Source organism: Leptolyngbya sp. PL-A3, from assembly GCF_039962325.1.
GTDB lineage: Bacteria > Cyanobacteriota > Cyanobacteriia > Elainellales > Elainellaceae > Vacuolonema.
On the sequence record NZ_JAMPLB010000049.1, the window covers coordinates 23,099 to 49,288 of the forward strand.

Below are 26,190 nucleotides of genomic sequence, written 5' to 3' on the forward strand. Positions count from 1 at the left end.
TCCAGGGTACTTTAAGTTCTTCCTATAGGATTATCTCAATCCACGAAAAGGTTATGAAACCTCTTGGAATAAAATATGGTGGGGATTTTTGAGTATGTGTTGCTAACGGCTTCCATCGCCGCCCCTACTATTGTGAGCCGATGGATAGGGCTCCAATCTTATAATTGGATGCCACCTCAGGCTACGACAGAAGCTCAGAATGTCGATCAATTGTTCAGCTTCCTTGTGGCTGTTGGAGCCTTTATTTTTCTGGGGCTGGTGGGTATGATTCTTTACTCAGTCCTATTCTTTCGTGCAAAACCTGGTGATTACAGTGAGGGCCATCCTGCGCGGGGAAGCACAAAACTGGAAATTTTATGGGCTATCGTTCCGTTACTGTTAGTAGCCTGGATCGCATTTCAAAACATTAATATTTACAATCAACTCAATATTTTGGGCCTGAAGCAGATTGTGCAGCTTCCTCTAGAAGTGCCCCCTGCGATCGCCGTTTCCACTACGTCCCTAAAACCTGCTTCCCCATGACCCGGCTCAGGCGGGTTGGTGGTCTTCCACCGATGAGTTTGCAATTTCCCCCAGGGCCACCGATTAACGGTGAGCTTTTCTGGATTGTGAGTCTTTTGCTGATCGGGATTTCCTCCATCATGGGAGCGGTCAATTTTGTCAGCACCATTATTTGGTTACGGGCACCCGGTATGACCTTTTTTCGCATGCCCGTCTTTGTCTGGTCTGTTCTCAGTGCCCAATTGTTGCAATTGGTGAATCTACCTTCACTGGCAGGCGCACTGATTCTGCTGATGTTTGACCTTTCTGCTGGCACTCATATTTTCAAGCCATCGGAGGGCGGCGATCCCATTCTTTATCAGCATCTATGTTTTATGGGCAGTAACCACGTTAATGGGAACTTATTTTCTCATTGGGCAGGGCATTGAGTGGAGCCATCTCGACTTTGGCCTGAGAACAGGATTAACGGGAGCTATATTCTCATTAGTTCGGACAGTTTTTCTGAAACCCTTGATTTTGCGTGCGCGAAGCGCACGCAAAATCAAGGGTTTCAGAAAACTGTCCAGAGTATTGATTCTATATCCTGGCAGGCTTTCATGGATTGCATATGCTGAGCGGTGTGATTTTGCAACTCGTGATGCTGGGGCGATCGCTCCTGTTTCATAACTATGATCATGGTCACTTTGGTGTGAGTGCTACAACCCTGTTCTGGCGTTTTGTGGATAGTATTTGGGTGATTCTATTTTTGCTACTTTACATCTGGTAGGAACCGCTAGCGGCTGGATCTTCTTACAAAACACAGCTCTCAATTGAGAGCCAACTGGGGTAAGGTACAGAAGTGGTTGTCACTGTGAACCGGGAGGCAGCAGTATGAGCCCATCTACAACAGTCCGCATTTTAATCGTCGATGATCACGCGATCGTCCGGCAGGGACTCGCCGCCATGATTGAGAATGAGCCAGACATGACTGTGGTGGGACAAGCAGGTAACGGGCAGGACGCGATCGACCGATATCGACAGCTACAGCCTGATGTTGTCCTAATGGACTTACGAATGCCGCACATGGGCGGTGTGGATGCGACCATCGCCATCTGCGCCGAATTTGCCCATGCCCGCATCATTGTGCTAACGACTTACGATGGTGACGAAGATATTTATCGTGGATTACATGCTGGAGCTAAAGGCTATTTGCTCAAAGATGCTGAACCCGATGCACTCCTCAATGCTATCCATATTGTTCACAGCGGGCAACAATATATCCCTCCCGAAGTGGGTGCCAAGCTGGTGCAACGTATGAATAACCCAGTATTGAGCGATCGCGAACGGGAAGTCATTTATCTCATGGTGGATGGCTTAAGCAATCATGATATTGGTACGGCTTTGAATATTACTGAAAGTACTGTAAAATTCCACATCAACCGTATTTTGAGCAAATTGGGCGTGAGCGATCGCACTCAGGCGGTGGTTACAGCCTTGAAACGAGGACTTGCAAAGCTGTAACTGAACTTAAGTTCGATTGATGATTAGTTGTAGAGATAGATAGTGCTCATCCTTTCGTTTCTGCCAAGACTCAACTCCGAGTTGGCGACAAAGGAGCATTAGTTTTATAAGCTAAAGCCATACAAATAACGAATTGAAGTTCCCAATTTTGGGAAAGGATAGAGAGTAAAGGTAAAACAAATTACTTTCCATCTCTTTTGCTCTTTCCTCTGAGATGGGCTGTATTTGAAGGTTCAACAATGGCAGGAGGAATCATAAATATTAAGCCGTGGCACTCGCTCTATGCATGGCCTACTGTTTACGCATCAACAGGCGCTAAAAAACAGCTCTCTTGTAGCGTATGCCAATGATTTAGGGCTCAATATTTCTCAACGATGGTATCCATCATATCGAGAGCGACTATCAAAGTGGAGTAACGGCTACCTCAGCATTGGTTATTAATAGAATTTGCTATACCGCTCACTGGGCTATTGAGCGAATGATGGTAGCCATTGTTGCTGCACATAATTAAGGGTTTTGATGCTTATCCTAGCCAGCATTTCAGCAGGAAGTATTTCACAACTTCTATATAGGATGAGAACCAAGGTTTCAGCAATTTAGTAGGAATATAGAGGTGGTCACAATGATGGCTTTTAGATGGAAAACAGTTCAAAAATTGTTGCTGTGGTTATTTGCATTAGGTGCTGTCGTTGGGATATCAATGCGTTCAACAACAGCCATTTCACAAGAATTGCCTCAATCGTCCAATTCTAAACCTGCGATCGTTCTCGTGCATGGGGCTTATGCTGACGGCACATCCTGGCAACACGTCATTCCATTGTTGGAACAGGACGGCTACACAGTAACCGCTGTGCAAATTCCACTCACCTCCCTTGCTGATGATGTAGCAACGACGAAGCGTGTGATTAGCAATCAGGAGGGTCCTGTTGTTGTAGTCGGGCATTCCTATGGTGGCAATGTGATTACGGGTGCTGCAGCAGGCCATCCACAGGTGAAAGCTCTGGTTTATGTGAATGCTTTCGCACCCGATGTTGGTGAAAAGACGAGTGATTTGAATAAACGGTACGCAGCACCTCCGATTAGTACGGCAATCGTGTCGGATACAGAAAACTTTCTCTATGTTGATCGCGGGAAGTTTCACGAATTTTTTGCCCAAGACGTATCAGAGACTGAGGCGCGGGTGATGGCAGCCACTCAAAAGCCGATTGCTAGCGCTGCATTTGAGCAATCAGTGAATGACATTGCCTGGAAAACAATTCCCTCCTGGTTTCTAGTGACTCAAAGCGATCGCGCCATCAACCCTGAACTTCAGCGTTTCATGGCTCAACGAATGGGTGCTCAGGTAACCGAAGTCAACTCCAGCCATGTTCCTTTTATCTCTCATCCAGAAGAGGTTGCCAGAGTGATTGAAGCAGCAAGTTCTGCTGTGGAGTAATCCAAAAACATTGAAGACGCCCATTACTGATTTTAGGAGATCCGATCGTGCCGGCTCAAAACACAGGTAAAATTGCTGAAGTTGATCGCAGCCAGCCTCTACTGCATCAACATGGATATGAACTACAGCAGTACGGTACTCTGCGCGATCTGCCAATTGTTCTCAACCCCAGCGCCCGCAGCGAAAGCTGCACCTTGGTCAATCAAATTTTGGCAGATACGATCATTCTCTACCAACTTTACAAGAAACATCACTGGTTGATGCGCGGGCATACGTTTTACCAACTGCATCTGTTGCTCGACAAACACGCCAGTGAGCAGATTGAGTTGATTGATGCATTGGGTGAACGGGTACAAACATTGGGGGGAGTGGCGATCGCTGATCCTCGTCATGTGGCAGAAGTCACCAAAATTAATCGTCCTCCCAACGGCGTTGAGGAAGTACCCGTGATGTTGTCACGACTGCTGGAAGCCCATGAGTTGATCATTGGGGAATTGCGGGTGGCGATCGATAAAACAGCCGCAAATCAAGACAGTGGCACTAATGATTTGTTAGTAAGTCAAGCCTTGCGAACTCATGAGACACAAGTTTGGTTTCTAGCAGAGCATTTGGTCGATACACCGCTGGTACATAGCTAGCTTCGATTATTCAGGAACTTATATCAACAAGAGCAAGCTCATGACACAGTCTTTCTGGCTTTTTGGCAACCGCCTTACCATCATTGCCGATCACACTACAACCGGTGGCCAGTACGACCTAATCGAGGGCTACAACCCTCCGGGTACAATGACACCCCTCCATCGCCACACGCGCTATTCCGAACAACTCTACGTGCTGGAAGGAGAACTCACGGTCTGGGCAGGTGAGAACAAGGTAGTGCTAACCCTTGGCGAAAGCTTTCTGATTTCTCCTGGCATTTCTCATGTTGTTGGCGTGTTAAGCGATAAACCAGCGCGTGCATTAGTCGTTTCTGCACCCAGCAGTTTTGCTCGGTTAATTGCAGCAACCGGGACGTTAGATGAAACAGAACCAGCAGATATGGCGCTATTTGAACGCATTTCTGCCGAGATCGGAGACGAGTTTCTGGGTCCTCCTGGAACGTTGCCTACAGGATCCAATAAAGATGTAGCAATCCTCGCGGAACAATGAACAGAACTAACGCAGGAGATTTCTATGACTCAGTATGACTATATTGTGATCGGTGCGGGGTCAGCAGGTTGTGTAGTTGCTAACCGTCTAACAGAAGACCCTGACACAACTGTGTTGCTCCTCGAAGCGGGCAATCCAGATACGAAGCCGGAGATCCAGATTCCAGCAAAATGCATTAGTTTACTTGGCTCTGAGGTGGACTGGGGCTATTTCTCTGAGCCGGAACCCTACCTGAATCATCGCAAAATGTTTTGCTCGCGTGGCAAAGTCTTGGGGGGCAGCAGTTCGATTAATTTCATGATGTATGTCCGGGGCAACCCTCACAATTATGATCACTGGCAGTCGTTGGGAAATTCCGGTTGGAGTTATCAGGATGTTTTGCCCTACTTTAAGAAATCAGAGCACCAGCAGCGAGGCGCATCGGATTTTCACGGGGTTGATGGGGAGTTGAGCGTTACCGATGTAATGGCCCCTGCTGCGGTTTCCAACTGCTTTGTCGATGCCTGTGTGTTAATGGGATACGACTATAATCCTGATTTTAACGGTCCACAGCAGGAAGGGGCAGGACCTTATCAGTTAACCGTTAAGGATGGTAAACGGCACAGTGCTGCTGCTGCCTTTCTCCTCCCCATTCTCGATCGGCCCAATCTGACTATAACGACAGGGGCATTGGTAACGCGATTGCTGTTTGAGGGCAGCCGTGCCGTTGGAGTGGAATATCTGCAGGAGGGTACGCTGCAACGGGTCAGAGCCGACCAGGAAGTGATCTTAAGTGCAGGCGCATTTGATTCACCCAAGTTGCTGATGCTATCTGGTGTTGGGGATGCAGAACATCTACAAGCAATGGGAATTTCTGTAGTCGTTGATTTACCAGGGGTTGGTCAAAATCTTCAGGATCACATTCTCACTTGTGTTGTTCAGGAAGCCGTTCAGGATGTACATCCTGCTATCACCAGTAATGGCACCGAAGCCGGATTGTTTTTGCATAGTGAGGGCAATCCAGATGCTGCGCCAGATTTACAGTTCTTCTTTGGTCCTATTCAATTCTTATCACCGGGTTATACCCCCGCTAATTTTGGATTTACGGGTGCAGTCTCTCTTACCCGTTTCCAAAATCTTGGCAGTGTCAGCTTGCGATCATCCGATCCAAAAGACCCGCCAGTCATGCAGATGAACTACCTGCAAAATCAAGCCGATGTGCAGAAGCTGGTTGAGGGCATTAAATTAATGCGTCAATTGTTTCAGAGCCATACCTTCAATGAGTTTCGTGGAAAGGAAATCGCTCCGGGGGCTGACATTCAGAGTGATGCAGCACTTGAAGCTTACATTCGGGACACTTGCAGTACCCTATGGCATCCGGTCGGCACCTGCAAAATGGGTATTGATTCAATGGCCGTGGTAGATCCTGAACTACGAGTACGTGGGGTTGAGGGGCTACGTGTGGTTGATGCCTCTATCATGCCAACCATCACTACAGGAAATACAAACGCACCGACCATCATGATCGGTGAGAAGGCAGCGGATTTAATTAAAGCAAGTCGCAGACACAACTCCTTGAGCAACAGAAATATTCTCATATCTCCAAACAATCCCAGGAAATAACTTATGTTAAAGCATCAGGATGTAGCTCAGTCCAACTCAAATGGACCATCTCACGGTCAAACAACATCTTCACAAGAGAAGCAATATGCCGACAGACAGGCGCTGGAGAGACTGACCTCGAACTTGCGAGGTGAACTGATTCTTCCGGGCGACCCTGCTTATGAAGCTGAACGAAAAGTCTGGAACGGTTTCTATGATCACTATCCTGCTGCGATCGTGCGCTGTGCCGATGCCGAAGATGTCAGAATTGCTGTCATTTTTGCGCGGGAGTTGACGATGACGCTTTCGGTACGGAGCGGCGGACACAGTCTCTCCGGATATAGCAGCAACGATAGTGGACTGGTGATCGACCTTTCCAATCTGAAGACGATTACAATCGATCCAGTTTGTCGCACGGCTCGTTTGGAGCCTGGGCTCACCTGGGGCGAGGTTGCCAATACGCTTCAGCCGTTTGGTCTGGCAATAACGGCGGGCGATACTTCCAATGTAGGGGTAGGTGGCTTACTCGTGGGTGGTGGCATCGGTTGGATGGTACGCGCCTACGGTCTAACCATTGACCACCTGCGATCGGTAGAAGTGGTGACTGCGGATGGACAGATCCTGCGTGCCAGTGCCGATGAAAATCCTGAACTGTTTTGGGGCCTGCGCGGTGGCGGTGGCAACTTCGGCATTGCGACCGCATTTGAGGTAGATCTGCACCCAGGCGGAATGATTCTGGGCGGTATCGTCTTCTACGAAGCAACGGAGGCGGAGCGCATCCTGCGAGAGTATGTTCGTCTAGCAACCGCCGCCCCGGATGGGCTCTCGACCCAGGCACTGTTTACCCTTGCCCCACCTGCTCCTTTCATTCCACCTGAGAAGCAGGGAAAACCGATTGTCGGTATTTTCGTCTGCTATACGGGCGACCTCAGTGAAGGTGAGCGGGTTTTGGCTCCCCTACGTCAGATTGCCACCCCGATCGCTGACTTGATTACACCAATGCCCTATCCGAACATTTTTTCGTTCACTGAGATCGGGACGATACCGGGTATGCAACATCATGGGCGATCGCTGTTGTTTGAGACGTTCTCTGAGGAAATATTGCATACGTTGGTTGAATCCTCTCAGTCCGTCATGTCGCCTGAAATGACCGTCATCCTGCGTGTTCTTGGTGGAGCGATGAGTCGAGTCGCCCCAGAGGCAACTGCCTTTGCTCACCGCGACAAACAGGGCATGGTGTTGATCGCCCATTCCGAACCAGTATCGGTTGATGCTACCAGTCTTGATGCCCACATGCTGCACGTTTTTCGGACGCTCTTGCCCTATACCAACGCTGCCTATGTGAACTTCCTGGCAGACGAAGGAGAACACGGTGTTCATGAAGCTTACCCACCTGCTACCTACGCTCGATTGGTTGCGCTCAAGAACCAATATGACCCAACTAATCTGTTCCGTCTTAACCAGAATATCAAACCCACCGTTACCCCAGCGCTGCTTACTGCCCCGGCGAGGTTATAGCCCTCCATCATTCAAACTGGAGTGAATTATGCAACTCATCTCTGTCAATGTTGGACTACCACGCGAAGTGAACTGGAAAGGGAAAACCGTTAGCACTGGAATTTTCAAAGAGCCAGTCAACGCGAGAGTGATGGTGCGATCGCTCAATTTGGATGGCGATCGACAGGCGGATCTCACCGTTCATGGTGGAGTAGATAAAGCCATTTATGTCTATCCATTTGAACATTACGATTACTGGCGGAGCGAATTGCCTGACATAGAGTTGACACCAGGTATCTTTGGTGAAAATTTCACAGTTACGGGATTTAAAGAAGAAGAATTGAACATTGGCGATCGCTTTCAGATCGGCAGTGTGGAACTAATGGTGACTCAACCGCGATTACCTTGCTACAAGCTGGGAATTCGCTTTGGGCGACCCGATATGGTGAAACGATTTCTCGCCAGCCGTCGCACTGGCTTTTACTTCTCCGTTTTGCGAGAAGGTGAAGTTGGAACCGGAGACACGTTGGAGCTAGTCAGTCGCGATGACCACAACATCACGGTTGCCGACATCACTCAACTTTATGTACGTGAGCAGGATAATCCCGATCTACTGCGTCGCGCGGCTCAACTGGAAGCGTTACCCGCAAGTTGGCGAGACTATTTTCAGGAACAGATCCGGCGTCAGGATATGAGATAAACCAACCTGTCGTAAAACGTCATCATGCCATTTCTATACATTTATAAGGAGTAATTCCATGACTACATATCGCACCGTTTCGATCGATGGTTTAGACATTTTCTACCGTGAAGCTGGCTCTCGTGATAACCCAACAATTCTGCTGCTACACGGCTTCCCAACTTCATCTCATATGTTCCGCAACTTAATATCCACACTGGCCGATAAGTTCCATCTGGTTGCGCCTGATTATCCTGGCTATGGCAACAGTTCGATGCCAACAGTGGATGAATTTGACTACACGTTTGATCATCTAGCTGAGATCATGGAGAAGTTTATTGCTGCGATTGATCTCAAAAAGTACAGCCTTTATGTGATGGATTATGGTGCTCCAGTTGGCTACCGGATTGCCGCTAAACATCCAGAGCGCGTGCAATCTCTGATTGTGCAAAATGGCAATGCTTACGAGGAAGGGCTGCGCGAATTTTGGGAACCGATTAAGGCTTACTGGCAGGAGCGATCGCCTGAGAACGCTGAAAAGCTTCAATACCTTGCCACTCTGGAAGCAACGAAGTGGCAATATACCAATGGTGTTCGCAACTTGGAAGCAATTAGCCCTGACACCTGGACAATAGATCAACATTTCCTCGATCGCCCTGGCAACGGTGAGATTCAACTGGCGCTGCTGTATAGCTATGGCACAAATCCACCGCTCTATCCGCAATGGCAAGAGTATTTCCGTCAGTATCAACCTCCAACTCTAATTGTTTGGGGCAAAAACGATCACATTTTCCCCGCTGATGGTGCTTATCCCTATCAGCGCGACCTGAAAGATGTTGAATTGCATCTACTTGATACCGGACATTTTGCTTTAGAAGAAGATGGGGACGCGATCGCAGCCCATATCAGCCAATTCCTCGCGTCTCGACTGCAACCCATCGCTGCCTGATGCTGTGGAGGTAATCATCATTCAGAAAAGTAAACTCCATGACTACATTTCGCACAGTTTCGGTTGATGGCTTGGATATCTTCTACCGTGAAGCTGGTTCGCGTGACAAACCCACGGTGCTACTGCTGCACGGTTATCCAACGTCATCTCACATGTTCCGCAATCTGATCCCTGCGCTTGCAGATAAGTTCCATCTCATTGCCCCTGATTACCCTGGCTTTGGTTATAGTGCCATGCCCACGGTGGATGAGTTTGATTACACCTTCGATCGCCTTACTGAAGTGATGGCAGGCTTTATCACTGCGATCGGCTTAAACCGCTACAGCCTTTACTTGATGGATTATGGCGCTCCAATTGGCTATCGCCTGGCCACGCAGCATCCGGAGCGGATCGAAACGCTGATTGTACAAAATGGCAACGCCTACGAGGAGGGGCTGGGTGACTTCTGGAAGCCCATGCGAGCCTATTGGCAGAACCGGACACCTGAGAATGCGGATCGGGTGCGCCAGACGATGACAGCGGATGTCACGAAACGGTATTACACTACCGGAACCAAGAATCTAGAAAGCCTCAGCCCCGATACCTGGACTCTAGATCAAGCACGCCTCGATCGCCCAGGTAACCAGGACATTCAACTGGCATTGAAATATGACTACCAGTCCAATGTGTTGCTGTACCCCGAATGGCAAGCGTACTTGCGTCAATATCAACCACCTACACTGGTGGTGTGGGGCAAAAACGATCGCGGCTTTTTAGTCGAGGGAGCCTATGCCTACAAACGCGACTTAGAGAACCTTGAGTTTCATTTGTTTGACACTGGGCACTTTGCGCTAGAGGAAGAGGGGGATGCGATCGCCAGTCATATCGCTCAATTTCTCGCGTCACAGTTCCAACCGATCGCGGCTTTATGAGAAGGCTTAATCGCTGACCTGGCAGTCATTTAACCACCCTAAAGAGTACACCATCTTGTCGCAGTGACTTCCTCTTGTGCTCATTGCAATCGTGCTGATGACGCTTGGCGATCTCTTTCTACTTGCATTCGGTTACATTGTTGAATTCGGTCAGCGTCTAACCAGTAAATTTTCAAAGGGGCACCATGATAACTCAAAATTTAGTCGTTCAGAATGTAACCATCCCAGCTTTATCTGGAGAGAGTTTTAGCGCCTATCTAGCAGCACCCAGTACTCAACCGCGTGCAGGAATTGTGTTGATTCAAGAAATTGTTGGGGTCAATCAAAATATGCGAGAGATTGCCAATGATTTTGCGAAGGTCGGCTATCGGGTGCTCGTACCTGATTTGTATTGGCGGCTAGAACCCGGTATCGAACTTGATTTCGACGATGAGAAGCAGCGTACTAAAGCCTTTGAGCTACTTGGAGTGTTTGATTGGGATAGCGGCATAGAAGACCTGAAAGCAAGTCTATCTTTTCTACGGCAGCATCCCAGCGACACAGATAAAGTTGGTAGTGTGGGCTTTTGTTCGGGCGGTAAACTGGCCTATTTCATGGCAACACGTACGGATGCGGATGCCAACGTCAGTTACTACGGTGTTGACATTGATCAGAATCTAGCAGAGGCAACAAAGATTCAGAAACCGCTAATCTTGCACATGGCAGGAAATGATGAGTATGTGCCATCCAGTGCTCAATCAACCATTCAGCAAGGGCTGAAAGATAACCCGCTGGTCACAATCTATCGCTATGAAGGAGTGAGCCATGGGTTTAGTCGTGCAGGAAGCTCCGCTTATCGCAAAGAAGCCGCAGAATTAGCGGGCGATCGCACGTTGGCGTTTCTAAAACAGCATTTAGGGTAGTCGGTGATTGCCCTTTCCCGAGCGTTGTACATCAACGAACATTGTCGAGTCAGGTAGCTTGACAGTGCCAATTCAGCAGATTATCCACCATCTATAAACTTAAGGAGAATGTCATGGTTGCTCAGGTAAACTCACAAGCAGCAAAACTTTTGGAAGTTGCAGATGATCCACGTCTTTCCAAAGGAACAAAGGAATTTCTGAAACTACTGAATTCAGGCGGTGTGGCACTGGAACAACTCACTCCAATTGAAGCACGCCAGGTTCTTGTGGATGCACAAGCCTCCGTCCCAGTCGATCTTTCGGGCATTGAAGAGTCTGAGAAAACAATTATCGCCGATGGTTATTCGGTTACGCTCAATATTGTGCGACCTGAAGGGGTCAAAGGCATCTTGCCTGTTTTCATCTTTATTCATGGTGGCGGTTGGGTACTGGGCGATTATCCGACACACAAACGCATGGTGCGTGACCTGGTTGTGCTTTCAGGGTTTGCAGGGGTATTTGTCAACTACACTCGCACGCCAGATGCTCAGTATCCCCAGGCGATCAATGAGATTTATGCTGCGACTAAATGGGTTGCCGAGCACGGTGAGGAGATTGGTGTGGATGGCAAGAATCTAGCAGTCGTCGGCAACAGTGTTGGCGGCAATATGACAACAGTAACGGCTTTGAAAGCGAAAGAAAAAGGAGGACCACACATCAAGTTACAAATTATGATGTGGCCGATCGTCGCTGCCGATTTTGAAACGAATTCTTATCAGCAATTTGGCGACAAACGGTTCCTCACCGTACCCACGATGAAATGGATGTATGACATGTACATCCCTGACCCAGAAAAGCGCAAAGATATTTATGCCTCTCCTCTGCAAGCGACGGTTGAGCAACTGAAAGGTTTACCTCCAACGTTACTTGTGGTCGCAGAGAGCGATGTTTTGCATGACGAAGGCACAGCGTATGGGCGCAAGCTCGATGAAGCTGGGGTAGAGGTAACAACCGTGCAGTACAACGGCATGATTCATGACTTTGGACTGCTGAATGGTTTAGCTGAGCTGCCAGAAGTCCGCTCTCTGTTTGTTCAAGCTGCTGCTGAATTGAAGAAACGTCTCCAATAGGCTGCGATCGTTTTCCGCTGTGCTAAGACCTTGGGGGTTTCAGCTCCTAAATGAGACGTTATGGCTCATTTTTAGTACAAATCTCCGGGGTTTATGCCAGCGGAAAGGAGATTATTCAATTACAAATGAACACATCAGAGGAGATATGAATATCAACAAAAACGATACTGCGATCGTCGTTATTGATCCACAAAATGATGTCTTAAGTGAAACAGGCGTTTCCTGGGATTTGGTGGGTGAAAGTGTCAAAGACAATAGAACTGTTAAGAATATTGAACGAGTCTTCAAAGCTGCTAAACAGGGAGACTTTGAGGTATTCATTTCCCCACACTATTACTACCCCACCGACTACAACTGGAAGTTTGCCGGAACTCTGGAGCAGATGATGCTTGGGGTAAAGGAGTTTGTTCGCACGGGGCCCTTAACCCTCGATGGTTTTCAAGGATCAGGTGCGGATTGGCTCGATTGCTACAAGCCTTTTATTGAGGATGGCAAAACGATCGTAGTTAGTCCCCACAAGGTCTATGGGCCGCAAAGCAACGATCTCGTTCTACAACTGCGTAAGCGCAACCTGAGCAAAGTTATTCTGCTTGGAATGTTGGCAAACCTCTGTGTTGAAGCTCACCTGCGTGATCTGATTGAACAGGGATTTGAGGTTCTTGTCGTCAAGGATGCAACGGCAGCTCCTCGCCATCCGGACCTGGGGGATGGTTACAAGGCAGCACTGATCAATTTTGGTTATATCGCCAATGCGGTTCTGTCCACAGACGATGTTGTAGCAGCCATGGCGTGATGCCAAATCCACGCTCTACACCTATTTCTTGTTTATGGATTGCGGATTGAGGGGAAGATGCTTTGCAGTTGTTTCTGGTACTAAGCTCCGCGTAACCACCTCATTCACCAATCTAATAAACAAGCCCCATACTCAAAACAATTAAACACAACCATTACCACTTTCTGTAAACGTCGGTAGCAAGTATGCTCACAGAAATAACACTTATGGGTACCGTATACACAAACTCCGACAAGTCCAAACAATCCGAATTTGAGTTTGCTCCCATCAAGCAGATCAATGCGGGCGTCCTCGACATAGGTTATTACGAAGCAGGACCGAGCAATGGATCTCCGGTGCTACTGTTGCATGGGTTCCCATATTCCATCGATAGCTATGTTGACATTGCACCAATGCTCGCTGCTCGCGGATGTCGAGTGATTGTCCCCTACCTGCGGGGACATGGATCAACCTGTTTCCTTGATAGCGAAACACCCCGCTCTGGGCAGCAAGCTGCGATCGGTGTTGATGTGATTGCCCTGATGGATGCACTGCAGCTAAATCAGGCTGTACTTGCTGGCTATGACTGGGGTGGGCGAGCTGCTTGCGTTGTTGCGGCACTCTGGCCTGAACGCTGCATGGGTCTGGTGTCCGTCAACAGCTACCTGATCCAGGATATTGCCAAGGCAGGGCTACCACTTTCACCCATGATCGAATCTGGCATCTGGTATCAATACTATTTTGTGACTGAGCGTGGACGCGCCGGACTGACAGCTAACAGGCGTGAGATTGCCAAAACCCTTTGGACTCGCAACTCACCGGCCTGGCGGTTCGACGAAGCGACGCTCGATCGCCACGCCAGCGCGTTTGATAATCCTGACTATGTGGATGTGGTAATCCATTCCTACCGCCATCGGCTGGGACTTGCAGCAGGATATCCAATGTACGAGGAGCTTGAGCAGCGGCTCGCAACGCAACCGACCATTTCTGTACCGACAATCACGTTGGACGGGGATGCAGATGGTATCGTGCCAGCAACAGATGGCAAATCGACGGCAGCGAAGTTCACTGGCAACCGGCAGCATCAAGTTATTCCAAACGTCGGTCACAACCTGCCCGAAGAAGATCCCCAAGCATTCGTAGCTGCGGTCTGGGAACTTGCAGCAAACAAAGGTATAGCTTCTCTAAAGCTGTAATTCTAGATTTTTCGCTGTTCAAAAAATGTTCTATACACCGCTCTCAGGAACTTAACCGACATGAACGCCCATGCATTAAGCGCCAAAGATATTCGCGGATCATCGCCCTTGATTGCGATTGAAAACGAAGCACCAGCCAAATTGATTGTTGATCCACCGCTTCCTGAACCGTTGGCTCAGGGGCGCGTCTTTATCCAGTACCGAACGGAGAACTTGCGCGTGTTGCCAGTGTTCGGCAAAGGTGCTCTCGCAGTATCGCCGCGCGTCGGGCATATCCACATCACCGTTGACGACGCGCCGTGGCACTTTGTCGATGCCAGCGGTGAAACGATTATTTTGGTTGGTTTGGCACCTGGCTCACACACAGTGCTGATTGAACTAGCTGACCCTACGCACAAAGTACTTACTAGCGAAACTGTGACGTTCATGCTGCCTGGCTTAAAGAATGAGTAGGCACCTCACCTTTTCGTAACACTCCAGCGCACATTTCTAAGAGCAAGTTTCGTAGAAGGAGTCCACTCATGGCATATTAGCCAATCTAGCCCATATTCAGTAGCGGAACCCATCGATCGCTTGGAGAACCTACTTCAGCCAAAAATATCACCATGCCTATTCCTATTGCTCAACAGGCTGAAACCGTAAAAATGGACTAAGTCTACTCCCAACCCAGTTGCTGCCGTTTGGCAATCCTAAAGCTTAAACGTCGCTCATCGTGGCATAACCCACTATCACCCTCAATCTTCCTATCCAAGTACTAAATTGGGAAGTACCTGAGAGCCAAGTATGGCTGAGTTACAGCGATCCCAATTACTTAAGAGAGCGTTTCTCGCTTTTCAACGAATTAGTTACTTGCAGGACTGGGATATACTCTGGCGATCGCTGGAACATAGAACAATTGATAGCAGCGGCTGTTGCTACGAACGCTAAGTTTATTAGCCCTTTAAGCAAACCAAGTAATTGAACAGGAGCGAATTGATGCAGGCTAATTTAGTAAGCATAAGTAACGGTATTATCAACCAACCCAGCCCCTATTCGGTCACAGAAACAATTAATCGCCTGACGGCTCTCCTTCAGGCAAAAGGTATCACTATCTTTGCCTGTATTGATCAGCAAGCTGAAGCTAAAAAAGTTGGTCTGTCCCTACCTCCAATGCAGTTGCTGCTATTCGGTAGCCCTAAAGCGGGAACTCCATTGATGGTGGCCGAGCCTACTATCGCTCTGGATCTACCTTTGAAGATATTGGTATGGGAAGCAGTTGGCAACAGGGTATGGCTAAGTTATAACAACCCTAATTATCTAAAAAAACGCTTCTCCCTGCCGGATGACCTGATCAAAAATATTGCAGTTACTACGACTTTAATTGAACAAGTATTGGTCTAGGGCTATATTCCAATGTTATTTCTTAATCGAATTAGGGCCTGTTATAAGACCATTTTTTCGTGTGCGAAGCGCACGGAAAAGTCACTCTTTCAACCAACTTTACCTAAATAAACCTTAACTTGCAATTGGGCCACTTTGCCACCAGCAATTCTCATTTTGGAATGAAGCCTGTGAGCTTGCGCCCTACAGACACGATCTCTCAGCTTTGAAGCCCGAAAATAGCCCGCCCTCGGCGGGCTATTTTCGGGTTGGATTCCAAAATGAGAATTGCTACTTTGCTACCCTTGTTAGCATGAGTTCACTTTAGGCAAACCTGAGTACAGCTCACAAACTCACAATTCCACGCTTGACCGCAATAATGACTGCTTGAGTGCGATCGTTGACTCCCAGCTTACTTAAAATACGATTAATATGAGACTTAACGGTGCTTTCACTAATACTCAAAGCAGTGGCAATATCTAGATTACTCATCCCTCGCGCGACCAATCGCAGTACCGCTAACTCTCGTTCACTCAGCTCTGGGTTTCTCATCCGCTGCACCAGTTTTGCTCCTACTTCTGGTGAGATATACTTTTGGCCTCGATGGACGGTACGAACTGCAGTCAGCAGTTCATTCGGTTTAGCATCCTTGAGCAGGTAACCCTGAGCACCTGCTTGCAATCCCCGATGGATATCTTCATCACCATCGTAGGTTGTCAATACCATGATACGAGCTGCTTGAAATTCACCGCAAATTGTATTAATCGCTTCTACACCGGCCACCTGAGGCATTCGCAGATCCATCAGGGTCACATCGGGTTGATGTTCGCGGAAGAGGTCTATCGCCTGTTGTCCATTTTCGGCTTGAGCAACCACTGTCATCTCGGGGTCGCGGTTGATAATGGTAGCCAATCCTTGCCGAACGATGGAGTGGTCATCAACAATGAGAACACGAATTGAAGCGGATTGGCTATTCATCTGTTCGCTCTCGATGGGAGGCAGTATTGATGTAATTTTCTGAGGAAACTGATTAATCATGAAAAATCTCCAGTTTTAACGATCGCAGTAAGTAAAGGTTCAAGTTCTAAAGTTTTGTACTATGGGTACTAATCAATCTCTTTTCTTCAATCCGAGCCACCTCTCGTATGGCTCAATATACAACGTAGGCTCAAATCTGTCTTAGATTTGAGTCTAGATCTAGGTAGCGAAATAGCTATGAATATGTAACTTAAAGTATTACGATAACCTAAACTTTAGTTCAGTTCATTCTTGAACTTGAATTGGTACGATCAGCTTAGAGGCTAGCAATTCCCCGCTTAAGAGCAATAATGGCTGCCTGGATGCGATCTTTAGCTCCTAACTTGCTGAGAATTCGGCTGAGATTAACTTTGACTGTGCTTTCACTAATATTTAAGGCAGTGCTGATTTCCAAATTGTTCATGCCCTGTGCAACCAGTCGGAGTATCTCCACCTCACGCTGACTCAATTCCGGATGATCTAGGCGCTGCACGAGCTTCGCAGCGACGTGCGGGGGAATATACCGTTGCCCTGCATGGACAGTACGAATTGCCGTTCGCAAATCGTCGGATTCACAGTCCTTGAGCAGGTAGCCCTTTGCCCCGGCTCGTAACCCTTGATAAATATCTTCATCTCCATCGTAAGTGGTGAGTATGATGATGCGGGCTGCGCTGAACTCAGCACTAATAGCACTAATGGCTTCGGCCCCTCCCATCTGGGGCATTCGTAAGTCCATTAAGGTCACGTCAGGCTGTAATTGGCGAAATAAGGCGATTGCCTCAATTCCATCCTTGGCCTCGCCTACAACAGTCATATCAGGTTGTTTGTTGATAACGGCAGCTAATCCTTGCTGGACGATCTTGTGGTCATCGACAATTAGAACACGAATGACTGGGTTCATGAGGTGCTACTTCCGATTCACAATCACAACAATTTCTGTACCTTGCCCAGGCTGGCTTCTGATGATCAGCTCACCGCCAATACGCTCAACCCGTTCGCTCATTCCCAATAAACCAAACCCTTTATCCGATGCAAACTGGTTAACTTCAAACCCCTGTCCATCATCTTTAACCCGTAGAAGACACTGCGTCTCCTCACACACGAGTTCAACATGAATTTCTGTGGCATGGGCATGTTTAATCGCATTCGTTAGGGCTTCTTGTCCAATCCGGAGTAAATGGTTCTCTATATCAGGGGATAAAGCGTAGGCTGTACCGATGATTTCACAGGTGAGATTCGTATTTGTAGAAGATTTCATTTGATTGGTTAAGTGTTTGAGGGCACTGAATAAATCTCCTTCCTCCAGGAGTTTAGGTCGCAGCGCTGCAACCGATCGGCGAGCTTCAGTCAGCCCAGTTCGTGCCAACTCATCGATCATGTCTAGATGTGCCTGTGTTGCTTCCAAATCATCTGTTAACACTTGGGTTGCAGCTCCTACCTGGACAAGAATGCCAGTAAAAGCTTGAGCTAGTGTGTCATGAATTTCCCGTGCCATACGATTGCGTTCGTCTAAGATAGAGGCGGCCTCAGCGCGTTTGCGATCGCTAATATCTTGCCCAATCCCAACATTCATACCATTTGAAAGTCGAATATTTGCCCAGGATGTATCAATATAGCGACCATCTTTTGTCCGATTTTTCATATCCATCCACTTTCCCGTTGCTGCCAGCATGTGCTCTAAAACAGTTTCTTGTTGTTCTAAGTCAGGAAAACTTTCTGCTAATAAATTAATTTTTTCTAGTTCTGTTGTGGACCATCCTAAATATTGCTCAAATGCCTGGTTAATGAACTGCACTCGTCCATCCGCACCGTAAAGTGTGATCATGACAGGAATATGATCGATGATGGTTTGGAGAAGCTGCTTTTCCTGTGCCAGTTCGTTTGTTTGTTGATCAACTTGCTGTTTCAGCGTTTGATTATAGCCAGCTAGAAGTCGCTCTGCCTGCTTGCGCTCAGTAATATCTTGAAATGCCGCAATCGCATAGAGGATGTTTCCAGACTCATCAAAAATTGGGGTTCCCCAACTTTCGATCGGAATAACCCGATCCTCCTGATGAATTTCGATATCATCTACACTGTTCTGTTCACCGTTGAGTGCCCGCACAATCATCAGTTGTTCGGTGGGGTAGGGGCGATCGGTTCCTGCCACATAGAGTTGATAAACCTCAGCAATTTGCTCTGAGGTGATGAACGGCAGCACACCTTTACCCAAAAGCTGAATTGCCTTCTGATTCGCATAGTAGGGACGACCCGCTGCATCCAAAACCGCAATTCCTACCGGAACCGACTCTAAAAATTTCTTGAGGCGGGTTTCACTTTGAGCGAGGCTATGGTTCAAAGACTGCATTTCGGCAAACGCGGCTTGAAGCTGGTGCGCCATCTGATTAAATGATCGGGCTAGCTCGCCCAAATCGCCCGATCGCTCAATTTCTACCGTCTGATCCCATTCCCCGTCTGCTAGCGCTTTTGCCGACCGGCTGACGTTGACGATCGGTTTGGTGATCCATCGGGCAACCAAAATACAGACAACAACACCAAATAGCAAGGCTGCAACACAAAGCAGAATGGTCGTGTGAATACTCTGGTGAATTTTTGCCATGAAATCTGATTCGGGCAATACCGTGACAATTAGCCAATCTAGCCCGTGGGAATCTTTGAATGACACCACCTGAACCAACTGTCTCCTGCCATTAAGATTAAAATCAAGCTGCTCCGCAGCCTGGATCTGCTGCAAATTGCTGAAATGATCGCGCAAATGGGCAACTGTCGCTCGCACGGTAGGGTTATGGCTCTCCATGGCAGACAATTGATTAGCAGAAGCCCCGCTACTCATAATCGCCTCTTCAGTGGAGGTGGCAACCAGCCGTCCCGATCGCTCCAGAATAAAGGCAATGCCTGCCTTCCCAATTTGCAGACTAGCCAAAAATCGGCTCATTTCATTAGGCAAAAACACATCAGTAGCGCAGACTCCCAACAGCGATCGATCAGCAGCACTATAGACAGGCGTACTGGCGGTTATCGTCGGTAACTGGGTGGCAAAGTCTGCATAAATTTCACTCCAGACTGGCTCACCTGCCATTACTGCTGCTTTGTACCAGGGACGCACACGCGGATCGAAGGGTTGGTTACCTTTACTAATCAACTGGTCTCGCTGACCATTGTGGTCGAGGTTATAGCCGTAGATTTTATACCCTGTAGCCGCGTTGCTTGAGCGCAATTCAATTGATTGATCGGCAGGAATTCGTCGCACTCCCAGCGTAGAACCGTGGCGATCGCCACAATAAATGTCGCTAACCGTAGGATAAATTTGGATTTGCTGCCAGAGTGGAAACTCACCTCTAGCTGCGCTTACATCGATTTTACCCTGAGCAAAGGTACTGGCATTTAGCCGATTGATGTTATGGGGGATCTCAGTGTAGGTTTGTAGCTTGCCTTCAATCCGATTCGTCAGTTCGCGTCGGAGTTGACTGGCTAGATCTTTAACGGATTCCTGCCTATTCTTGAAGGAGAAATATCCGACTAAGCCGACCGTTACCAACGTTTGCACCACAAACGGCACAATCAAAACCGTTTGCAACGGCACTGTTCTGGAGACTTGAGCCACAACTTGCTTGAACAGTCTGCTCATCACTCAGATGCCTCATTTATGGCAGTTGGCGCACGTTGGCTCATGCCCTACTCCCGATTCACAATCACAACAATTTCTGTGCCTTGTCCAGGCTGACTTCTAATGATTAGCTCACTGCCAATCTGCTCTACCCGTTCACTCATCCCTAATAAACCAAATCCTCGATTTATAGCGCTTGGCTCCGTGCTAAATCCCTGCCCATTGTCTTTGATTCGTAGAGTGCACTGCGCCTCTTCGTAGATCAACTCAATCTGGATAACTGTGGCATGAGCGTGCTTGATGACATTGGTTAGCGCTTCTTGCCCAATGCGGAGCAGATGATTCTCTACCGTGGATGACAGAGGATAAGCTGTACCGACAACCTGACAAGTCACTTGTGTACTGGCAGGAGACTGCATCTGAGCCGTAAGATGCTTAAGAGCATTGGGTAGGTCTCTCTCCTCCAGAATTTGTGGACGAAGTGCTACTACTGATCGCCGCGCTTCAGCCAGCCCAATATGGGCTAATTTGATGATGATTTGCAGGTATTCCTGTACCGCCTTTGGTTCCTCTGTGATTAACTCTGTGGCAGTTCTGCCATGCAGCAAGATACCCGTGAAGGCTTGCGCTAGCGTATCATGTATTTCCCGTGCCATGCGGTTGCGTTCTTCGAAAATTGAAGCTTCCTCAGCGCGTTTGCGATCGCTAATATCGAGAATCACACCCAACATTCGTACAGGTTCTCCAGCCTCGCTATAAATGCCTCGACCTCTACCAACCAACCAGCGAATGCTACCATTCGGGTAGATGACTCGATATTCTGCCTCATAGTCGGTACGGGTTGCCAGGGCTGTCGCGACGGCTTGCTCAATCCGATTAATGTCTTCTGGATGAACGCGCTCACGCCATGCCTGATAGCTGCCCTCAACCTCACCAGAAACTAACCCCAGCAATTGAGCATGGTTGTCGTTCCAGTCTGTTGTATTTTCCACAATATTCCAATTCCAACTACCAATGTGGGTGAAGTCCATTGTCAGCCTACGTTGTTCTTCACTTTGTCGCAGGGCGTTCTCAACTCGTTGACGCTCTTCAATCTCCTGAGAAAGTAGTAATGTGCGCTCGGTAACTTGTTGTTTCAATGTTCGGTTGTAATCGGCTAGCAGGTCCTCTGATTGCTTGCGTTCGGTAATGTCTTGAAAAGCAACGATCGCAAAGATGACATTGCCCTGTTCATCAAAGACAGGAGTACCCCATACCTCAAGGGGAATGGTTCGATTGCTGTGGTAGATCTCCATGTCATTAACCGTGGTCCGTTCACCGCTCAACGCCCTAACAATGGGCATCTTCTCAATCGGATAGGGTTGATCTGTTCCTGCTATATAAACTCGATAATCGTCTGCAAGTTGATCTGTCGCTACAGTAAGGTCAACATTTTTGCCCACTAACTGAATGCCGAGTCGATTGGTGTAGTAAGGACGACCAGCTGCATCCAATATATTAATCCCGACAGGCATTGCTTCGAGAAATTGTTTCATTCTACTTTCATTCGCCCGTAGCTCTGAGTAGAGCTTGGAATTTTCGATCGCGATGGATGCTTGAGTGGAAAGTAGATTCAGAAGTTGCAATCGTTCTGCTGTAAATGCCCCAACGACTAATCGATTTTCTAGATACAACACGCCTACGAGCTTACTTTGATTCAGCAGTGGCAAACATAAGAGCGATTGAGTTTGATGATATTGAATGTAAGGATCATGAATGAAGTTATCTTCGTGAGCCGCATCATTGAGGATCACCAATTCATGAGTTCGGATTACATATTGAACAACGGATTCGGGTAAGCAATTTGCCATTGGAAGTGATTGCAGCACTTGTCTGGTGAAAGCCTGCTCACCCTCATAAAGTTCACAAGCTGCTTCGATCTTCCATTCTCCTGAATTTTCCAAAATCAAGAATCCAATTTGTGCGCCAGCGTTCTCAATTAAGATCTGCATTAAGGAACGAAGTAACTGATCTAATTCAATTTCACGAGCGATCGCTTGTGAAGCTTTCATTACTGTTGCTAAATCGAGAGCAATTTGCGGGGTGTTCGAGGTCGTTCTAGCAGTGGTGCGGACTGGTATAGAGTTTGCGCCAGGTGACTGAGAAAAGAACTGGGGATAGCGAGTTTCTAAATCCTTGACCTTTACTGTTGCTCCCCACTGTTCATAACAGTAGTAAGCTTCTTTCATGTATGTTTGGGCAAACTTTTCCATGCCCCTTGTTAGATAAAATTTGGCGGCTAATTCATAAGCCAAAGCTTCTTCTTGAATATATTCGTTATCTTTAGCTCCTTTAATTGCATGCTCATAAGCATCCATTGCTTCGACAACTTGACCCAAGACTCGTGCTTTTTCTGCCTCAACTAGATGATATTTATGTAAATAATTCATCGGTGCATGATCCGCCCATCGCTTCATTCTCTCTTGGCTAATAGCGACTTTTTCGAGAATTTCTTTCTGCTCTTGAGTATTGCTATTAAGATAGAGCGCAAGTTTTGCTAGAGAATTATAGAGATAGTACAAAGGTTCAAGAGGGGTACCTATTAACCGGATTAAATAACTTTCTGCTAGGGCTGCACTTTTAATAGCTTGTGCATATTCGGAAAATAAGTAGCATAGAAAAAGCTTGTTAAAATACACAGCAAAGATAGCACTTCCATCATTTGCTGCTTCGTACTGTGGTAGTTCATTTTCTTCATCGTACGATTCACCAATGAGAAAGGTTCGATTGGCCGATCGTCCTAGCAAGTTTATGATCGCCTGTCGAAATATCCGATTCCAGGTATGTGATACTTTCTGTTTAATTTGATGAATTGCTTCACCATAAATTGCCATCTTGCGTTCAACCTCTACAAGTTCTTCGCCATTAGCGTAAGATTGAAAGCAGTAGGTATAAGCACAATAGGCCGCGAACTCTAAATCCCCAGTTTCTAATCCACTTTGATAACCCTCTAGTAATGGCTTCAATAGCTCTCTAGCATGTTCTTTTCGGTGGATGATGAAGTTATTTACGATATTCGAGGTCCTAGCTTTAAGTGGATGGGAATTCACCTGTGACAACATCGCTAGAGCCAGCTGTCCAAACTGATAGCCAGCCTCGATATTGCCGATTATTCCACAAAGAATTAACCCAAAATTGGCATACGCAAAAGGAGACACAAATGCATTGCCATATTGAATCGACAAGATAACTTGTTTAGATACAAGCAAAGGCATTAGATTAGGAGCAGCAATATAGGCAGAAATTGATATCTTTGATAGAATGCGCATTACTGCCAACTTATCCACCTCTCTCATTTCTGGCAGATGAATCAAGTCTGTAATCTTTTTATCACTCAAGAGTGATGTAATTGCGTCTAGCTCAAGTAGAATATCCGCCTGACTAGGTGTACTAGGAAAACTGATTCCCAGGTGTTGTAAAGCTTTCAATGCAGTATTGATTGCCTCTAATAATTCACTTTGTGCAATGTCAGTTTGAATTTTGACTTCATAAACTTTCACGCTGTCAAGAAATATTTTGGCTTCTTGCAAAACAATCGCCGCCGAGTGTTCTGCCTGCTCAAACTCTCCACATAGGTACGCAACTTCTGTTGTTTCTGTGTACAACGCTAAGGTCAGGTCATAGTTTACTTGCCAGCTGGAGGCTGAGAGCCATCTTTGGCCTGTGGCTAAGTAGTTTTGAGCCGTCCTATAGGCGATCGCCGCTTTTGCTTTCTGACCTGCCATCAAATTCAATTTAGCGAACTCATCTCGTTCTACTTGATTGTTGACCAGTTCAATCCCATGATTGAGGTGATCAATAATTTCAAATAATCGTTCTGGTAGTCGTTCTGGCAAAGTCTTTTCGAGCAAATTACGACCAATTTGTAAGTGAACAACCCGTTTTTGCGATTCGTCAATTAACGCACAGGCGGCTTGCTGCACGCGATCGTGTAAGAACTTATAATCCTGTACTAGCAAGTCTTCGTTCAATTCAGAGAGCGGCTGAATTAGATCAGCTTGTACTGCTGGTAATAAGTCCTGAAAAATTGTTTTAGGCGATCGCTCACACACGAGCGATAGTGTTGTCAAATCAAATTCAGCTCCGATGCATGCAGCTAGCTGAAGCATCTGCTGTGTCATCTCTGGTAGTTTCTTTAGCTTGCTCAACAGCAACTCCACCACATTGTCAGTGATGTTTTGAGCTTCAATCTGAGCGATGTCCCACTGCCAGTTTTGTTGCCCATTGACGAAGAGCAACCAATTTTCGCTGTATAACAATCGTAAAAATTCATTGATAAAGAAGGGGTTTCCCCCTGTTTTACGCAACACTAACTTTGCTAAGGGGCAAACCGTATCCGTTTTGTGGTGTAGGGTTTCAGCAATCAACTGGCTTAACGGCTCCAGCGCTAAAGGTGACAAATTGATCTCCTGAAACACTGTGCCTTGCTGTCGTAATCTCTCCAGCGTGAATACTAGCGGATGCGTTGGATTTACTTCATTATCCCGATAAGCTCCAATCAAAAATAGCGGCTGGGTTTGCCCATCTAACATCATTAGTTCGATTAACTTCAGCGTGGCTGAGTCGATCCACTGCAAGTCGTCTAAAAATATGACAAGTGGATGTTCCTTGGAGCAAAACACCCGAATGAACTGCTGAAAGACTCGATTAAATCGATTTTGGGCTTCTGTTGCTCCAACTTCCGGTACGGGTGCTTGCTTGCCAATGATCAACTCAACTTCCGGTATCACATCAATGATGAGTTGTCCGTTATTTCCCAATGCTATTAGTAGGCGCGATCGCCATTGTTGCAGTTGCTTGTCAGGTTCACTGAGCAATTGTTGAACTAATTGTTGTAGAGCATCTGCGATCGCGCTGTAAGGGATATTGCGCTGAAACTGGTCAAACTTACCAGAAATAAAATAGCCCCGCTTTGCAGTAATCGGCTTGTAAAGCTCTTTTACTAATGCTGATTTGCCAACACCAGCAGAACCGGAAATTAACATCATTTCAGAAGACGCGAGGACGCGGGTAGGTGAGGAGGCGGAGACATGATGATTGTCTGTGTAGCCTTCTTCTTCCCTCCCTGCGTCTCCGTGTCTTCTCCTCTCCGCGCCATTTTTCCCTGCTACCCTCTCAAACGCTTCTAATAATGCTGCAATTTCCTCCTCCCGCCCATAGAGTTTCTGTGGAATCTGAAAGCGATCGGACGCCTCCTGCAGACCCAGTTGAAAGGGATTAATTTGGCTTCTGGTTTCTAATTGATCAGCACAGTTCTCTAAATCTGCTTTGATACCCCAAGCACTTTGATAGCGATCCTCCGCATTCTTCGCCATCAGTTTCAAGATGATGTCTGAAACAGGCTTGGGAATTTTAGCGTTCAACTCATCCGGTGGTATGGGGGGTTTGGCAAGGTGACAGTGGACAAGTTCCAGGATATCGGTGGTGGGAAACGGCAACTGTCCAGTCAGGAGTTCGTAAAACGTTACGCCGAGCGAGTAAAAATCAGTGCGATAATCGATCGCACGGTTCATCCGCCTGGTCTGCTCTGGAGAGAGATAAGCAAGGGTGCCTTCTAAAACATGCGGGCTTTTGAACGTGGGATTCGTGCGCTCAAATTGAGTGGCAATCCCAAAGTCGATAATTTTGACAACGCCTGTATCGGGATTAAGAACAATGTTGCCAGGGTTAATATCTTTGTGAATAACATTAGCGGCATGAATTCTGCCTAGAATGCTGCTGAGTTTGATAGCAAGCGGCAAAAAAACTGATATAGGCATGGGACAGAAAGCCTCTGAACGTTGCCGTATCCAATACTCCAAGGATTCCCCACCAAAATCTTCCAGGAGAATGACGAGTGTACGTTGGTACTCCTGCTGGCTATATGCTTTGATGCTAGGTACAGGACAAAAATTGAAGGACGTGGAAAAACTCATCGATGAATAACTCCAGATTCAGTAGGATTTGACGCAGGTGGTCGAAACCATAGCGAAAGATACTCTTGGCTT

20 protein-coding genes and 2 pseudogenes are annotated in these 26,190 nt (G+C 47.2%); 18 read left to right on the forward strand and 4 right to left on the reverse strand.

All coding sequences use genetic code 11. The features are described from left to right. Positions 1 to 75: 75 nt before the first annotated feature. The 18 genes and pseudogenes from NDI52_RS25820 (at position 76) to NDI52_RS25905 (ending at position 15,561) form a co-directional block, all read left to right on the forward strand. Positions 76 to 522 (forward strand): cytochrome c oxidase subunit II transmembrane domain-containing protein, encoded by a 447-nt coding sequence (locus tag NDI52_RS25820; RefSeq protein WP_190774130.1) that lies wholly within the window; start codon positions 76 to 78, stop codon positions 520 to 522. Continuing rightward, a pseudogene (locus NDI52_RS25825) lies at positions 512 to 887 on the forward strand (cbb3-type cytochrome c oxidase subunit I); the annotation flags it as partial. The gene NDI52_RS25820 and the pseudogene NDI52_RS25825, both read left to right, overlap by 11 nt. Further along, positions 874 to 1,267: pseudogene (locus NDI52_RS25830) on the forward strand (cytochrome c oxidase subunit 3); the annotation flags it as partial. The pseudogenes NDI52_RS25825 and NDI52_RS25830, both read left to right, overlap by 14 nt. Positions 1,268 to 1,371: 104 nt before the next feature. After that, positions 1,372 to 2,001, forward strand: coding sequence for a response regulator transcription factor (locus NDI52_RS25835; protein ID WP_190774132.1), 630 nt, complete (start codon positions 1,372 to 1,374; stop codon positions 1,999 to 2,001). Positions 2,002 to 2,701: 700 nt separating this feature from the next. Beyond that, the gene (locus tag NDI52_RS25840; protein ID WP_199330881.1) at positions 2,702 to 3,436 is read left to right on the forward strand and encodes an alpha/beta hydrolase; all 735 of its coding nucleotides are present in this window, start codon (positions 2,702 to 2,704) and stop codon (positions 3,434 to 3,436) included. A 47-nt stretch (positions 3,437 to 3,483) separates the two neighbouring features. Further along, positions 3,484 to 4,074: a DNA starvation/stationary phase protection protein gene (locus NDI52_RS25845; protein WP_190774133.1), complete on the forward strand. Its 591-nt coding sequence runs from the start codon at positions 3,484 to 3,486 to the stop codon at positions 4,072 to 4,074. Between the two features lie 40 nt (positions 4,075 to 4,114). Further along, positions 4,115 to 4,585, forward strand: coding sequence for a cupin domain-containing protein (locus NDI52_RS25850; RefSeq protein ID WP_190774134.1), 471 nt, complete (start codon positions 4,115 to 4,117; stop codon positions 4,583 to 4,585). A 24-nt stretch (positions 4,586 to 4,609) separates the two neighbouring features. Beyond that, positions 4,610 to 6,187 carry a GMC family oxidoreductase N-terminal domain-containing protein gene (locus NDI52_RS25855; protein WP_190774135.1) on the forward strand — a complete coding sequence of 526 codons (1,578 nt, stop codon included), beginning with the start codon at positions 4,610 to 4,612 and terminating at the stop codon, positions 6,185 to 6,187. A 3-nt stretch (positions 6,188 to 6,190) separates the two neighbouring features. Further along, the gene (locus tag NDI52_RS25860) at positions 6,191 to 7,684 is read left to right on the forward strand and encodes an FAD-binding oxidoreductase (protein WP_190774136.1); all 1,494 of its coding nucleotides are present in this window, start codon (positions 6,191 to 6,193) and stop codon (positions 7,682 to 7,684) included. 28 nt (positions 7,685 to 7,712) lie between these two features. Then, on the forward strand, positions 7,713 to 8,363 hold the full coding sequence (locus NDI52_RS25865; protein WP_190774137.1) for an MOSC domain-containing protein: 651 nt from the start codon (positions 7,713 to 7,715) through the stop codon (positions 8,361 to 8,363). 58 nt (positions 8,364 to 8,421) lie between these two features. Continuing rightward, a complete protein-coding gene (locus NDI52_RS25870; protein WP_190774138.1) occupies positions 8,422 to 9,291 on the forward strand; it encodes an alpha/beta hydrolase in 870 nt (289 codons plus the stop codon). A 38-nt stretch (positions 9,292 to 9,329) separates the two neighbouring features. Further along, positions 9,330 to 10,202, forward strand: coding sequence for an alpha/beta hydrolase (locus NDI52_RS25875; protein ID WP_190774139.1), 873 nt, complete (start codon positions 9,330 to 9,332; stop codon positions 10,200 to 10,202). A 185-nt stretch (positions 10,203 to 10,387) separates the two neighbouring features. Continuing rightward, positions 10,388 to 11,104 (forward strand): dienelactone hydrolase family protein, encoded by a 717-nt coding sequence (locus NDI52_RS25880; RefSeq protein ID WP_190774140.1) that lies wholly within the window; start codon positions 10,388 to 10,390, stop codon positions 11,102 to 11,104. A 113-nt stretch (positions 11,105 to 11,217) separates the two neighbouring features. Continuing rightward, positions 11,218 to 12,213 carry an alpha/beta hydrolase gene (locus NDI52_RS25885; protein WP_190774141.1) on the forward strand — a complete coding sequence of 332 codons (996 nt, stop codon included), beginning with the start codon at positions 11,218 to 11,220 and terminating at the stop codon, positions 12,211 to 12,213. A 145-nt stretch (positions 12,214 to 12,358) separates the two neighbouring features. After that, the gene (locus NDI52_RS25890; protein ID WP_190774142.1) at positions 12,359 to 13,006 is read left to right on the forward strand and encodes a cysteine hydrolase; all 648 of its coding nucleotides are present in this window, start codon (positions 12,359 to 12,361) and stop codon (positions 13,004 to 13,006) included. Between the two features lie 206 nt (positions 13,007 to 13,212). After that, entirely contained in the window at positions 13,213 to 14,181 is a 969-nt protein-coding gene (locus NDI52_RS25895) for an alpha/beta hydrolase (RefSeq protein ID WP_199330882.1), read from the forward strand. A 60-nt stretch (positions 14,182 to 14,241) separates the two neighbouring features. Next, complete coding sequence (locus tag NDI52_RS25900; protein WP_348256556.1) at positions 14,242 to 14,634, forward strand: DUF6130 family protein; 393 nt, start codon at positions 14,242 to 14,244, stop codon at positions 14,632 to 14,634. Positions 14,635 to 15,156: 522 nt separating this feature from the next. Continuing rightward, entirely contained in the window at positions 15,157 to 15,561 is a 405-nt protein-coding gene (locus NDI52_RS25905) for a DUF302 domain-containing protein (RefSeq protein WP_190774145.1), read from the forward strand. Positions 15,562 to 15,885: 324 nt separating this feature from the next. Here NDI52_RS25905 and NDI52_RS25910 read toward each other — a convergent pair whose 3' ends face one another. The 4 genes from NDI52_RS25910 to NDI52_RS25925 form a co-directional block, all read right to left on the reverse strand. Then, the gene (locus NDI52_RS25910; protein WP_190774170.1) at positions 15,886 to 16,518 is read right to left on the reverse strand and encodes a response regulator transcription factor; all 633 of its coding nucleotides are present in this window, start codon (positions 16,516 to 16,518) and stop codon (positions 15,886 to 15,888) included. A gap of 316 nt (positions 16,519 to 16,834) precedes the next feature. Further along, complete coding sequence (locus tag NDI52_RS25915; RefSeq protein ID WP_190774146.1) at positions 16,835 to 17,458, reverse strand: response regulator transcription factor; 624 nt, start codon at positions 17,456 to 17,458, stop codon at positions 16,835 to 16,837. Positions 17,459 to 17,464: 6 nt separating this feature from the next. After that, positions 17,465 to 20,185, reverse strand: coding sequence for a PAS domain S-box protein (locus NDI52_RS25920; protein WP_348256557.1), 2,721 nt, complete (start codon positions 20,183 to 20,185; stop codon positions 17,465 to 17,467). Between the two features lie 47 nt (positions 20,186 to 20,232). Next, positions 20,233 to 26,118 (reverse strand): AAA family ATPase, encoded by a 5,886-nt coding sequence (locus tag NDI52_RS25925; protein WP_348256558.1) that lies wholly within the window; start codon positions 26,116 to 26,118, stop codon positions 20,233 to 20,235. Between the last annotated feature and the right edge of the window lie 72 nt (positions 26,119 to 26,190).